The 13,869-nt window shown below is 67.7% G+C and carries 12 protein-coding genes; 8 read left to right on the forward strand and 4 right to left on the reverse strand.

Translation table 11 applies throughout. The annotated features are described in order from the left end of the window. Positions 1 to 201: 201 nt before the first annotated feature. On the reverse strand, positions 202 to 495 hold the full coding sequence (locus tag HOP12_06750; protein NOT33852.1) for a hypothetical protein: 294 nt from the start codon (positions 493 to 495) through the stop codon (positions 202 to 204). A 263-nt stretch (positions 496 to 758) separates the two neighbouring features. Then, complete coding sequence (locus HOP12_06755; GenBank protein NOT33853.1) at positions 759 to 5,771, reverse strand: sigma 54-interacting transcriptional regulator; 5,013 nt, start codon at positions 5,769 to 5,771, stop codon at positions 759 to 761. A gap of 282 nt (positions 5,772 to 6,053) precedes the next feature. Here HOP12_06755 and HOP12_06760 point away from each other — a divergent pair, with 282 nt between their 5' ends. The 6 genes from HOP12_06760 to HOP12_06785 all read left to right on the forward strand — a co-directional run bounded on the left by HOP12_06760 (position 6,054) and on the right by HOP12_06785 (position 9,755). After that, entirely contained in the window at positions 6,054 to 6,920 is an 867-nt protein-coding gene (locus tag HOP12_06760) for a hypothetical protein (protein ID NOT33854.1), read from the forward strand. A 119-nt stretch (positions 6,921 to 7,039) separates the two neighbouring features. Then, positions 7,040 to 7,855: a flagellin gene (locus tag HOP12_06765; protein ID NOT33855.1), complete on the forward strand. Its 816-nt coding sequence runs from the start codon at positions 7,040 to 7,042 to the stop codon at positions 7,853 to 7,855. A gap of 178 nt (positions 7,856 to 8,033) precedes the next feature. After that, entirely contained in the window at positions 8,034 to 8,423 is a 390-nt protein-coding gene (locus tag HOP12_06770; protein ID NOT33856.1) for a flagellar protein FlbT, read from the forward strand. Continuing rightward, complete coding sequence (flaF, locus tag HOP12_06775) at positions 8,413 to 8,805, forward strand: flagellar biosynthesis regulator FlaF (protein ID NOT33857.1); 393 nt, start codon at positions 8,413 to 8,415, stop codon at positions 8,803 to 8,805. The genes HOP12_06770 and flaF overlap by 11 nt, the downstream gene beginning before the upstream one ends. A 112-nt stretch (positions 8,806 to 8,917) precedes the next feature. Next, positions 8,918 to 9,301, forward strand: coding sequence for a hypothetical protein (locus HOP12_06780; GenBank protein ID NOT33858.1), 384 nt, complete (start codon positions 8,918 to 8,920; stop codon positions 9,299 to 9,301). Between the two features lie 4 nt (positions 9,302 to 9,305). Further along, positions 9,306 to 9,755 carry a response regulator gene (locus tag HOP12_06785; GenBank protein NOT33859.1) on the forward strand — a complete coding sequence of 150 codons (450 nt, stop codon included), beginning with the start codon at positions 9,306 to 9,308 and terminating at the stop codon, positions 9,753 to 9,755. A gap of 26 nt (positions 9,756 to 9,781) precedes the next feature. Here the strand turns inward: HOP12_06785 and HOP12_06790 are convergent, their stop codons facing one another. Beyond that, the gene (locus tag HOP12_06790; GenBank protein ID NOT33860.1) at positions 9,782 to 10,636 is read right to left on the reverse strand and encodes an alpha/beta hydrolase; all 855 of its coding nucleotides are present in this window, start codon (positions 10,634 to 10,636) and stop codon (positions 9,782 to 9,784) included. Beyond that, complete coding sequence (locus HOP12_06795) at positions 10,633 to 11,487, reverse strand: alpha/beta hydrolase (protein NOT33861.1); 855 nt, start codon at positions 11,485 to 11,487, stop codon at positions 10,633 to 10,635. Before HOP12_06795 ends, HOP12_06790 begins: the two co-directional genes overlap by 4 nt. A 147-nt stretch (positions 11,488 to 11,634) precedes the next feature. Between HOP12_06795 and HOP12_06800 the strand changes: the two genes are divergently transcribed. Together HOP12_06800 and HOP12_06805 are read left to right on the forward strand one after the other, a co-directional pair. Continuing rightward, on the forward strand, positions 11,635 to 11,889 hold the full coding sequence (locus HOP12_06800) for a hypothetical protein (protein NOT33862.1): 255 nt from the start codon (positions 11,635 to 11,637) through the stop codon (positions 11,887 to 11,889). A 201-nt stretch (positions 11,890 to 12,090) separates the two neighbouring features. Next, a complete protein-coding gene (locus HOP12_06805; GenBank protein ID NOT33863.1) occupies positions 12,091 to 12,966 on the forward strand; it encodes a hypothetical protein in 876 nt (291 codons plus the stop codon). The last annotated feature ends 903 nt before the right edge of the window (positions 12,967 to 13,869 follow it).

Here is a 13,869-nt window from a genome sequence, read left to right on the forward strand (position 1 = left end):
GGGTCCACCGCGCATCGGGCTGTGGCGATGGAAGGCGCGCGCGATCGCCTCGCGATCGGCGTCGCTTCCGCCGATCACGATGACCGGCAGGAGCGTGTGGCGACAGCGCAGGATGAGCTCCGCGGGCGAGAGATCAGCGTCCGTCCCCCGCGGAGCACCCGATCCGTCCATGGCAAACCCTGAAAGCGTGACCACCGAGACTCAGCGCCCCACGGAGCGCTGGATGCGCGACAGATCGGAGGTGCGCCGCGGCAGCAGTCCGGTCGCGACACGGAACTGAGCGACCCAGCTGTCGCGACTGACGAGGCTCGCCCACTGGCGCGCAAAGGCGCGCGAGTTCGCGATTGGCGCGGCGGCCGCGTTCTCGCCCGCCTGCGGAGCGCCGATCACAAGGGTGCCGCCGCTGCTGGTGGGCGGGGCGACCTGGGCAGAAGCGATCGAGGCCGCGAACGTGAGCACGACGAGCGGGAGAAGTACGGACAGTGAGCGTTTCATGGCTACCTCCGGTCGAGTGGCGATGCGCGTCGAAGGTTCGACGCTGCTCGTTCTCTAACGCGAGAGGCGTGCCGATCCGGACGAGACGTCCGGAATGTTCTTCAAACTGCGGAACACACTGAGGTTGCGGGCCTGAAATGCGGAACGAAGTGTGGCCCGAACGACCGGACGATTTCGCCGGTTCCCGCGAGCAATTTCATGATGGACGCTCAATTCCGCCGAATCACCCACGTATTTCAGCCTTTTGGGCCGTCTCGCCAGATTCAGCGAAGACGCGGCCTACGGCGATGCGATGGGAGCCCGTACTTCTTCATGAGCTGCCGCACCTTCTGCTCGGGGATTCCAAGGCGCCGGGCCGCGAGACTCTGATTCCCGCGTGCCTCCTGGAGCGCCTCGGTGAGCATCGTGCGCTCGAGTTGCCACACCGACTCCCGCAGGCCCACACCGGGCGGCCGCGGCATGCGAATGCGCCGACCGAGGCTGCGGGGCGGCGGTACCGCGCGGAGCACTTCTCCGGTCATCATGGCGAACACGCGCTCGATGTAGTTCTCCAGCTCGCGCACGTTGCCGGGCCATTCGCAGCCACTCAGCGTCGTGAGGAAATCCGGCGCGAGTGGCGGAACGGCGCGCGAGTTCTCGCGCGCGGACTTCTGCAAGAAGTGCCGCGCCAGCGCCGGAACGTCGGCCTTGCGCTCGCGCAAGGGTGGCACCTCGATCTCGATCACGCTCACCCGGTAGTACAGGTCTTCCCGAAACTTTCCGCTCTCGACCAGCTGGCGCAGGTTCCGGTTGGTCGCCGCGATGATGCGCACGTCGAGCGGAATCGGCTTGCCGCCGCCGACCGGCGTGATCTCGCGATTCGAGATCGCCGAAAGCAGCGCGACCTGCTGCTCGATCGGCATGTCGCCGATCTCGTCGAGGAACAGCGTGCCGCCGTTCGCCTGCAGGAAGCGGCCCGGTCGCGCCCGCACCCCGGTCGCCACGTTCGCGCGAATTCCGTACAACTCGCTTTCGAGCAGCGATTCCGGCAATGCACCACAGTTCACCACCACGAACGGCCCGGCGTTGCGCTTGCTCAGTCGGTGCAGCGTGCGCGCGATCAGGTCCTTGCCGGTGCCATTTTCGCCGGTCATCAGCACCGTGGCGTTGGTGCGCGCGGCGTGCTCGACGATCGTGAGCACCTGGCGCATCGCCTGGCTGGTGCCGATCACACCCTCCCACTTACCCTGCGCACCGATCTGACGGCGCAGCGAGAGGTTTTCGCTCGCCAGCGCTTCGCTCTCGAGCCGCAGCTCGTCGAGACGGCGGCTGCGCTCGATCGCGGCAGCCATCACCTGGGCGAAGCCCTCGACCATCACGCGCTCGGCCTCGCCAAAGCTGCTGGGGCGTCGTGAATCGTGCAAGTAGATGGCACCGATCACCCGCGTCCCGACGACCAGCGGCACGCACAGGATGGAACGCAGCCGCAGATCCAAAACGCTCTCGGTGCGCGCGCGCGGGTCCTGAGCGGCATCCTCGATCACGAGGCTGTCGCCGCTGTCGGTGACGCGCTGGACCAAACGGCGGCTGAAGCCGACCGCGCGGATGCGAAGGTCCGAGTCGACGGTGCCGACTTCGGCCATCGGCAGCAGCTGACCGTTCGATTCGTCGCGCAACAGCAGCACGCCGCGCTCGGCGCCGAGCTGTTCGACGACCGACTTCATCGCCCGGTTCATCAGCTCGTCCAGATCTCCGAGCGAGTGGAAGAGCCAGCTCACGCGTTCCAGCAGCTCGCGATCGCGCGTCGGGCTCGGCGCGGGCGCGCCGCGGTGCAGCAACTTGATCTGCAGAGCGTGCACCTGCAGCAGCGTCGCGCGGTCGCCGGTGCGGGCGCAGGTGTGCTGCGCTTCTTCGAGCCACTGCAGGACGTGGCTGTGCGCGGCATCGGTCTCGGGCGCGAGGCGCGCCAGCTCGAGCGCCACGCGCGCGTGGTCGGCCGGCGCCGGCAGGTTGTCGAGTGCCCCGAGCGCTTGAGCTCCGGCTTCGAACGCCTCGGTCAGTTCGCCGCGCACCAGTGCCATCTCCGCCTTGAGCGCGCGGGCATAGCCGAGCGGATAGGCGACCGGCTGCGTCACGAGCCACGCTTCGACTTCGTCGAGACGCTGCGCCGCGCGCTCGGCGGTCGAAGAGCGCAACGCGGCCCGGCCCGCGAGTGCTGTGGCGGTCGCCCATGCGATGCCGCGATGCCCCTGTCCCTCGGCCCACACCGACTCCCACGCCTGACCGGCTTCCGCCCACCGTTTGCGCGCTGCGTGCACGAGTCCGAGCTCGATGCGCGCCCACCACGCTTCTTCGAGCGAGCCGGCGGCGGAGTGTCGCAGGGCCCGATGAAGTGCTTTCTCGGCGCGTGCCCAGTGGCCGCGCACCCGCGCGGCGATCGCCACCGCACGCCAGGCACCCGACAGGATGCTCGGGCATGAGCGCTGCGAGAGCCGGACCGCGACGCGACCGAGTCGCGCCGCCGCGCGCGAATTGCCGGTCAGACCCTCGACGGTCGCGAGCAGCAGGTACGAATAGGCCGCATCGCTCGCGCGCCCGTCCTCGATCGCGATCCGCACCGATTCGCGCGCCGGCGCCTGCAGCTCGGACCAGCGACCGAGCGAGGTGAGAAACGCCGTGAGCTGGCCGAGCAGACTGTGCAATGCGTGGCGATTTCCGAGGCCACGCGCGCCTTCGACCGCGTGACGCAGGATGCGCTCGGCTTCGTCGAACCGGCCGCTCATGCGCTCGAGTCCCGCCGCCTGACCGAGAATCCGCGCCACCACCACCGGCCGACCGCAGCGCGCCGATTCGGTGCGGGCGCGCTCGATGTGCCGGGACGCTTCCTCGAGCCGCCCCGAGTTGCTGCCGATCAGCGCGAGGATCTCCGAGGCCAGTGCCGCGCCGAGCGGGTCGCCTTCGAGATCCGCCGCCGCGAGCGCCTCGCGAGCCTCGCGTTCCGCATCGTCCGAGCTACCGAGCGCCATCAGCGAGGCGGCGCAATTGATGCGGAGCTGAATGCGATGCGTGTTCGAGAGCGGTTCACCTTCGGTGCGGCGAATGACGCCGATCACTTCCTGCGGCGCACGCGCACGCAGCACCGCGGTCGAGAGCAGCAGCCAGCGGTCGCCGCGCCGCGCCGGCTCGGCGTCGAGTTCGAGTGCGCGCTCGAGCATCGGGATCGCATCGGCGTAGCGGCCTTCCGAGGTGCACGCGAACGCGGCACGCTCGAACCACATCGCGGCCGCGACGACGGCGTGCGCACCCTCCGCGATCGTGGCCGCGGCGAGCGCGATGCCTCGGTCGGCGTGCTGTTCCCATGCGCGTGCGGCCTCCGAGAGCGCGTCTTCCTCGAGCCCCGCGGCCTGCAGGTGATGAAAGCGATCGGCGGCCGGAAGTCCCGGCAGCTCGAGCAGACGGCGATGGAGCGCGGCGCGCTCCGGCGCCGCGAGCGACTCGAGCAGGCGGGCCGCGAGTGACGGAGCGCGGAACACCAGGCGATCGTCGGACTCGTGCGACACCAGCCCGCTGTCGACCAGCGTCTCGATCGTGCGCGATTCGAGTGCCGGGATCCATGCCGTGAGCCGATCGACCGGCAGCGCGACGCGGGCGACCGCCAGCAAGGCGACGACCGACTGCGCGGTTTCGTCGAGCTGGCGGGCACGACTCAGCAGCGCGGCTTCGAAGTCGATCGGCGCAATCGAGGTCAGAGACTCGGGGACGAACACGAGCCCCGCCTCGCTCTCGCGCAGCGCGCCGCACGCGGCGGCGGCATGGAGCAGCTCGGCACTCAAGCCCGGATGCCCGCTGGCGCGATCCCACACGAACTTGTCGAGAGCTGCCGGGACCGGGGCCAGCAAGCGCTGACCGATCAGGCGGGTGACGTCGGTGCGACGCAGCCATTCGAGTCGCTGGGCGTGTGCGAGCCCGGCGTCGGCGAGCAGCCGGATCGCCTCGTTGGCGACGCCATCGAGCGTGCGAACCGCCAGCACCCAGCGGATCGGCACCGCGACCGGGTGGAGCAGAACGCGCCGCAGCCAGGCGGCGGAGGCCTCGTCCAGATGATCGGCGTCGTCGACCAGCACGAGGAGTCCGCCACCCGCATCGGGAAGCGTGGTGGCCGCCGTGACCGTGCGCTCGACCAGGGCGGCGAGATCGTCGTTCGCCGAGTTCTCGGAACGCGCGCGGCGCCGGCCGCGACCTCCACTCTTGGCGCCACGCCCGCGTCCATCGCCACGCGTGAGTGCCCGCACCACCGCGTGCGCGAGCCCTGCGGGACCGTCGAGATTCGCCGCCGAGAGCGACAGCACCGCGCGGTCCGCGAGGCTCGCGCGCGAGCCCAGCTCGCCGAGGAGCGCGGACTTGCCGCAGCCCGCCGGGCCGGCGACGATCTTCGCCGCCGAGCGCACCGCGGGCTCGACGATCCACTGCTCGAGAGACGCCAGTTCCCGTTCGCGCCCCACCACCGTGCGCGAGAGCAGTCGCTCGGCCAGAGGCCGCCGGATCGCCGGAAGCCAGCGCTCGAGATCCTTGCGGACTTCGCCCGCATCACGCGGACGATCGACCGGGCGCGGCGCGAGCAACCGCAGCACCAGCTCGATCAGCGGCCACGGGGCGCCCGCCGACTCGAGCGGCAGCGAACTGGGTGGACCGAGCTGCTGCAGGCGCAGCACTTCGTCGGAGTCGGCGCTCTCGAACGGGAGGCGCTGCGCAATCAGCGCGAACATCGTGACGCCGAGCGAGTAGAGATCCGAGGCGATCGAAGGCGGACCTCCGAGTACGATCTCGGGTGCTGCGTAGCCGGGCGTGCCGCGATGCCCACCGCCGGGATCCGCGAGCCGTCGAACCAGTCCGAAGTCCACCAGGTAGACACTGGCGATGCGTTGCGGCACTTCCTGGCCGTGCACCACCAGAATATTTGAAGGCTTGAGATCCCCGTGCGCCAGGCCCTGCGCGTGCAGCGCCTCGAGCGCCTCGGCCACACGCTCGGCGACGACCCCGAGCGCGCGCCAGTCGCCGCGTGCCACCACGCGGTCGGCGGCCAGGCCCGGCACGTAGTCCATGGTGAAGTACGGCTCGCCGCCGGGCCCGAAGCCGAAGTCGTGGACCTGCACCAGGGCGGGGTGCTGGAAGCGCTTGAGAGCCTCGAATTCGGCACGCAGAGTCGCGGCGGCGGTCGGATCGGCCTGCGCGCGCAGCTTCTTGAGCGCGACTTCGCGGCCGGTCGCGAGGTCGTGAGCGAGAAACACCTCGCCCATCGCACCGCGGCCGAGACTTCGCAAAATCAGAAATCGTCCAGCGAACGCTACGTGCATGAATCGATTCGCACCCAAAGTTGGTGGGCCACGTACGTGCACAAGGTTCAGCGAATCGGGCTTACCACTCGGTAGGGGATGCCGCGGCCAATCCTGCATCCATGAGGGCCGCCGGCAGCTTACCCTCGTCGCCCGCGCGTGTCATGGGGGTTCTCACCCTCAGGTCGCGCCGAAACCTGCCGAGACTTCTCCCCCGAAGGCAACTTTCTCCCTCGGGGGCCCCTCATGCGCATCTCCAGACCGTCCGGAACCACTCAGCTGCTCGCCGACTTGCGCATGCGCTCAGCGCGCTTCGCCCGTGCTCAGCAGGAAGCCGTGAGCGGACTGCGCATACTGACGCCTTCCGACGATCCCGTCGGCTCGGCGACCCTGGCACGCATCGAGAGCCGAGTCGCCGAAATCGAGCAATTCCGGCGTAACGGAGTGTCGGCCCGCGTGAGCCTCGAGGCCGAGAGCGGGGCCCTGCATGCCGCCCGCGAGGTAGTGCTGCAGGCGCGCGAACTGGCGCGCGGCGCCACCGGGCTCGCACCCGGAGATCCGCTGAGAGCCCAGATCGTGCAGCAGGTTCAGCTCCTGCGTCAGGAGCTGGTCTCGCTCGGCAATACCCGCATGGGCGATGACTTCCTGTTCGGCGGAACCGCCAGCACCGCGCCACCGTTCCTGGCCGACGGCACCTATCAGGGCAATCTCGGCACCCGCGAGGCCGAGGTCGACGACGGCACGCGCGTGGTCGTGAGGCGCAACGGCCAGCCGGGCTTCGGCGCCGCGATTCAGGCCCTGGTCGACATCGAAACTCAGGTCACCAGCGGAGACGGCACCGCGATCAACACCGCGGCGACTGCCGCCGATCAGGCCGCGCGCGGATTGCTGGGGCTCGAGAGCGATGCCGGTTCGCGGATCGCCACCGTCGAGCGCGCTGCAAATCGCATTGCCACCGAACAGAGCACGCTGCTGACGCGTCGCGACGCCATTCGCTCGGTCGATCCGGCCGAGGCGGCGGTGCGGCTGCGTACCGAACAGCAGGCGTTGGAACAGGCTTACGCGGTCACAGCGCGCGCGCTCGAACTCAATCTGCTCGACTTCCTGCGCTGATCGTGCGGCCCTCAAGTCGCACGCATGCAATCCGACTCTAGTGGGGTCGGCCAAACCAGCCGACGCGCGGGCAGAACGCCCGCGGCCCAACTCAAAGTCCCAGAATGGAGAGGACTTCAATGCCGATCAATGACATCACCCTCGCCGGCGGAATGCGCAGCAACCTGCTTCAGTTGCAGGACTCCGCGCGGCTCCTGGCCCGCACCACGCAGCGCCTCGCGACCGGCCTCAAGGTCAACACGGCGGTGGACGACGCGTCGGCGTACTTCGCCGCACAGAATCATCGCAGCCGCGCCAACGACCTCGCGGCTCGCAAGCAGGCGATGGGTGAAGCGATCCAGACCGTCGAAGCCGCAAGTGGCGGTATCGACGGCATCACGTCTCTGATCGAGCAGGCCAAGGGCGTCGCGGCCTCCGCTCGTAGCGCGTCAGTGGCGGATCGCGCCACGCTCGCGACCCAGTTCGACGGTCTGATGACCCAGATCACGAACCTCGCGGCGGACGCGGGCTACAAGGGCACCAATCTGCTGGCGGCCGCCAGCACGCTGACGGTCGACTTCAATGAGAGCGGCTCGTCGGACATCACGATCACGGGATTCGATGCTTCCGCGGCCGGTCTCGGCGTCGCGGCAGCGGCGAACGCGTGGGCGGCGAATGGCGACATCGACGCAGCGGTCGCGGATCTCGACATCGCACTGTCGACGCTCCGCACCAACGCTTCGACGCTGGCCTCGAACAACACGGTGATCTCGACCCGTCAGGCGTTCACCGACGACCTGATCAACACGCTGACAACCGGCGCTTCTCAGCTGACCGCCGCGGATCAGAACGAGGAAGGTGCCAATATGCTTGCGCTACAGACGCGCCAGCAGCTCGGCATCGTGTCGTTGAGCCTGTCATCGCAGGCGCAGCAGGGCGTCCTCAGCCTGTTCTAGGCGAGTCGTGAAGTGGTCCGGCGGACGTGCGGGCGGAACGGCAGAATTACGAGGGGCTGCCGTGACCGCCGGCGTCCGTCCGGCCGATGTGACGGGGGGCTTCGGCCCCCCGTTTCAGTAGTTCAGGAAGCAATCTCGACTATGGATTCGGTCATTCACCCTGCCTGCGAGGAACACCTTGGCGCTTCGACTCACACTCAAGCCGAACGAACGCGTGATCATCGGCGGAACCGCGATTCGAAACGGCGACCAGCGCGCTGAATTCTGGATCGAATGCGAAGTACCGGTGCTGCGCGAGTCCGACATCCTGAGCCCGCAGGCGGTTCGCACTCCGTGCGAGCGCGTCTACCTGGCGCTCGAGCTGCTCTACGTCGACCCCGCGCGCGCCGAAACGCACCTCGCGACCTACCACGAACTGGTGGCCGACGTGAAGGCCGCCGCACCCAGCCTGACACCGCGGCTCGACGTGATGGAAGTCGAAGTCGAGCAGCATCGGCTCTATCAGGCCCTGCGCAGCGCCCGCCAACTGCTCGAAGACGAGCGTGGGATCCTCGCCCGTGCACGCTAATCCACTGGATGCCTACGAGACCGCCGGAAAGTCGTCACGCTCGAGCCGCGAGCTCGAAGCCACCGCGCTGTTCAAGGCCGCACGTCAGCTCCAGGACTGCATCGCGAACTGGAACGCGACGGATCTGCGAGCGCGACTCTCGGCCGCGCTGAACTACAACCAGCGGCTGTGGACGTTCTTTCAGGCCGAGCTGAGCGAGCCCGGCAGCGTGCTGCCGGCAGAGCTGCGAGCCAAGCTCCTGAGCCTCAGCGTGTTCGTCGACCGCCGCACGTTCGAGCTGATGGCGAAGCCGGATCCGGCCAAGTTGAACTCCCTCATCGAGATCAATCGACAGGTCGCGGCGGGGCTTTCGCAGCCCCCGACCCCCGCGGGCGGCGCCTAGATTTCTGCCGGGGACCCTCAACTCACCCCCGGGGCGGCCGACACTTGGAAGCAGGAGAACGGGAGTTTCCGAATCCCGCCCCCTCTGCAATCCGAAAGCCGGAGCCAAAGACATGAAGATTCCACCGCGCGAACCAGCCCTTCCCCAGCGAACGGATCTCGCATCCATCGCAAGGGATTCCCGGGCGCCGCAGGCGTCCAAGGGTGCCCGCGAAAACGCCCGTCTGCACGAGCGGTCCGAAGTCGCACGGGATGCGGTCGCGCGTGGCGCCGAACACGGATTCGACGAGCGCGATCGCGTCGAGCTCTCGAGCGAAGCCCGCGAGATGTCGATGCTCGAGCACGAACTCGTGCCGCCCGGCGACGCCATTCCGGGTCGCATCAGCACGATTCTCGGCCGGCTCGCCGACGGCTTCTACGACAGTGAGCCGGTGCGCTCGGAGGTGCTGAGCCGGTTGCTCGAAGACCTGAACGGGTCCTCGTCCGCGAGTTCGTGATCCGATGAATTGCCTGGTCGTGGACCCGTCCGCGACGGTGAGGCGCATGCTGGCTCGCGCCGCCACCGACTGCGGATGCAGCGAGGTTCGCGAGGCCGAGGGCGCGCCCCAGGCGACCGAGCTGTGCGACGAGACCACGCGGCTGGTGTTGACCGGCTGGCCGAGTTCGGGCTTCGACGCTCCCGCGCTGGTGAGCCACATGCGCTCGCGCGACGACGATGCGATGGGACGCCGCTTCGTGATCGTCACCACGCGCTCGCGCTCCGAGGACGTGCAGGCCGCCGTCGACGGTGGCGTGGATCTCTACCTGCTGCGCCCGGTGACGCCCGACGAGCTGCGGCTTCGCATCGCGACCGCCATGCAGTCGCTGCCCGCGGTGCGCGACGTCGAGCCCGACGACATCGAGAGCATCGGCGGCGGCGACTCGAACGCGCCGGTCGCCCGCGCCGCCTGAGCTGCTGCGCCACCTGCATCGCGGCGCTACCGACCCGCGATCGGCTCACCTTCCGGATGCGCGGCGAAGCGCGCGATGCGAGCCGCCAGTTCCTGCGGCTGATCGAGCATCACGAAGTGGCCGGCGTCGCGGATCCGCTCGACCTCGAGCTGCGGCACTTGGTCGAAGCCGATGATCGCAGCGACGTCTTCCCAGCGCTCGTCGGGTCCCCAGGTGCGTGGCGCGAAGATCGCGAGCATCGGCGGCTGCAGGCGCGTCATCTGTGCCGAGATGTCGCTCGTCATGGCGAGTCGGATCCAGCGCTTGACCGTGGTCGAGTCGAGCGCCCTCACCTCGCGATAGAGCCGCTCGCCCTGCTCGGCGTCACGCCCGAAGTCGAGGTAGGCGGCGTGGATCACGCCGTCGTAGTCGGAGTCGAGTGCGGCCAGCAGGCCGGCGCGTGCCGCTTCGTTCATCGGCGGCTTGAGCGCGGTCTCGATCAGCACCAGCGCACGCACGCGCCCCGGCGAAGCGAGCGCCTCGGCCGCGCACACGAGGCCGCCGACCGAGTGCCCGACCAGGGTGACCGGCTCGTTCCCGATCTCGGCCAGCGCCACGTCGAGCGCCACGCGTGCTTCTTCGAGCGAAAAGTTGTGCGGCATGTCGCTCAGGCCGTGGCCCGGCAGATCGACCAGCGTCACCTGGTGGCGACGCGCCAGCGCGCGCGCGGTCGGCAGCCAGTCCGCATCGCTGCTTCCGAGCCCGTGCACCAGCACCACGCGCGGACCGCGGCCAAACGTGCCGTGCGCATTCGGCGTCGGCGTGCTCTCGCGCAGCAGCGCGAGCCCCGTCACCGCGCCGATCAGCATCAGCAGCGTCAGGAAGCGCGGAGCGCGAATCACTTGCGCGCGTAGGCCTGGTCGGCGAACGCCGAGATGAGCGCGGCGAGCGAGTCGGGCTGCTGCGCCCACACCGAGGCGGCCGCACCGGTGAGGCGACGGTTCGGGATCGCGGCGGCCTCTTCGTAGCCCATCGACTTGGCCAGTTCCTCCCACTTCTTCTCGGTCGGCCACACCTTCTCGGTGCCGACGAACATCAGCGCGGGCTTGAAGCCCCTCGCGTACTTGGAGCCGTCGAAGTTGAGCAACGTGCGGAAGTACGACTTCATCGTGATCGCCGGCACCTGCGAGGCAGTCGCCCACAGCACCACGCCCTCGGCCGAGTCACGCGCCTGCGCGAGGAACATGGGCTTCATCACCGCGTCGTAGTTGCTCTCGAGGTACTCGAGGAAATACTTCTGCTGCTGCTCGGGGATCTGCATCTCGAGCCGCGCCGCGGCGTCGATCAGCATCAGCCCCTTCAGGCGCTCCGGGTGCGTGCCCGCCGCCACGAGCGAGATCAGTCCGCCGATCCCCTGCCCCACCACGATCGTGCTCTCGGCTTTGTACTGGGAGAGCAACTGCGCGAGGGCCGCGGCCGACGCCTCGAACGAGAACGGGTCCGGCATGGTGCTGCCGCCGTGGCCCGGCAAATCCACCATGACCACGCGGTGATTCGACATGAGGCGCTTGGTGGTGGGGATCCACTGCATGCGCCCCCCGCCGAGGCTGTGGACCAGCACGATCGTCGGCCCCTTGCCGAGCTCGGTGGTCTTGAGCGTGGCCGCGACATCGGCGGCGCGGGCGGGGTGCTGCGACGCGGCCGCGATCAACGCGGCGGCGATGGCGATGGCAATGATGGCGATGCGCTTCACGTGGGTTCCCTCACGACCTGGTGGCGAGATCTCTTTACCCCATATCGGCCCTCCGGAGCCATGGAGTGAGTCTCGGCTATACAGAAGAAGAGGCTTGAAAGCTGCACATGCGTGCAGTAGGGTGCCCGAGCCAGGTTTGGAGCAGCCATGCGACTCGAACTCATCGACGAGGCGGTCCCCGTGCGTGCGGACTTTCACGGCGGTGTCGTGACCCCGATCGCGTTTCGACGCGGAGGGCGCGAACACCGCGTGGTGTCCGTCAACGCGCGCTGGACCGAACGCTCGGGACGACATCCCCACTTCTTCTTCTCCGTCACCGCCTCCAGCGGTGACGTGTATCAGCTGCAGCTTCAGAGCGGTGACATGGTGTGGCGACTCGACTCGGTGGCGCTGGAGGGGTGATGGGGGTGGCGCGCTGACGTGCCCATTGCGACTACTCGACGGCTCTGGGCCGGCGCCGAACCGCTGCCGACATGAATTGGGCGTTGCGGGATCTGCTTGCAGATGCCACGTTTCATGCGCGCATTGCGCAGCCGGAGAACACGCAAGCGCATGCATCACCAATTTGGTCAACGGTTCCCACGAGGCGCAGGAGGTGAGGACGTGGAGAACGGTAGAAGACTGGGAACCCGCGGGCGACACACGAACCCGCTCTCCGGAGCCGTCGCGCGCATCATGCTGACAGGGCTCGCCGCATTCATGGTGGCAGTTTGCTCATGCGCAAGCAGCTCCCCGCTCCGCGCCTCGGAGCGGGCCGCGAGCAACGTGCTCGTATTCGAGCGCAAGCTGTATCCGCCGCGTGTCATGTCCGGCGGGGCAATGGGAAGTTCGGCCTCGCCCTGGAGCAGCCTCCAGCAGCGGGACAGCCTGCTGTGCGGCGCCGTGGGCCAAGTCATGTACGTGACAGAGCGCGCAACGAGAGACATGCTCCCCGGCCTTGCTCGTCTCTCACGGGGCCTAGATCAGCGCGGGCAAGCGTGGTTCCCCTACTCGTGCGACACCGCGGCGCTCAGCATCGACACCATTAGTGTCGTGATTCGGTGGCGCTGGTCTCCGACGGGCGGAGCATCAGGGCCGCTCGCTGAAGTCCGGACTGTCGACAAACCGGGGCCCCGACAGTGGTACCGCGGGTATCGTCAGTACCTCGATGCTGCGCAGGAAGTGAAGGCCGAGGACGTTCCCGGACTCGTCGCCAAAGGCGACGACGTCTTCTCTCGTGGCGATCACGACTACGAAGTTGACCTGACGGTCTTCGAACGCGCCTTCGCGCAACTGGCACACAGAACGGACACGAGCTCGTCCGAATGCTGGGGCACTCCCCAGCGGATCGCGCAGATGATCATGGCCGAATCGCTCACTGACCTCGAGCGACTTCTCGCGGCCCCTGAACTTGCTGCCAAGTCCGCGCGAGCAACGAAGGACCATGACTTTGTATTTGCGTCGCAGCGAGTGTTCCGCTGTTCGGAACTTGGCAAGTGAGGAGCTGGCCGATGAGCCGCTCAGGTCACAGTCGCGCAATCTTGAGCAAACGCAGCGCACTTCAGCTGGTGATCATGCTCGTCACGGCTTCGCCGTGTGACGCCATCCCCCTTCCGGCACCGCCCTTGGTCGATTCCCTTCCCGGCGTTGACATCACCCAGTGCGCCTTCGCTCCCAATGGTGATATTTGGTTCCGCACGATTGTCGTTGATAAGTGGAGGATTCATCGAGTCGGAACCGCTGTGACCTTTGATCTCAGTGGGGTCACGTATCCAATAGGTGGTGTCCCGACTCTTTCCAGCCTCAACGACACGCTCTTTGTCTCGGTGAAACCGGACGTCGGCCAGACAGAGATTCGGAGATTCTCTGCGACTGGCAGTTTGCTTTCAACGCTCGTGGTCCCAGACGGCTCCGTTCGGCATCGGGTTCTGAACGACGGTCGACTCTGGGGCGAGCGACCACTAGCCACAGGTGGCGCCCCAACTCTGATTGCGAGCCTGCGCGGGGCAACGTCCTACTCCTTCAGCGATTCAATTCACATGGTCACAACGGGAACCTCGCCTGAACCGGTGTATCTAGATAACTATTTCATCGACTTCAACGGCGACATGCTTGTGCATCGATATGCAAGAGATTCAACCAACCAACTCGTACACTCCAGTATGTTGCAGGTCTATGAACCGGGCGTTGGGCTCCGTGCGAACATCCCATGGCGCCTGCACAACCTCTGGGATATCGATCGGTCGGGCAATCTATATGAGCGTCTATTCAATCCATGTTAGCGTAACGTCGCTTCTGTAAATTCATATTTCCTGCATGAGCGGCCGCCGGGAGTTGCAACGGCGGGCCGCGTCGGCTCTCCTCGTCGATGTCCTGGAAGACGTCAACGAAGGAGGAAGCGAT

The organism is Candidatus Eisenbacteria bacterium, assembly GCA_013140805.1.
In the GTDB taxonomy this organism is placed as follows: Bacteria; Eisenbacteria; RBG-16-71-46; order RBG-16-71-46; family RBG-16-71-46; genus JABFRW01.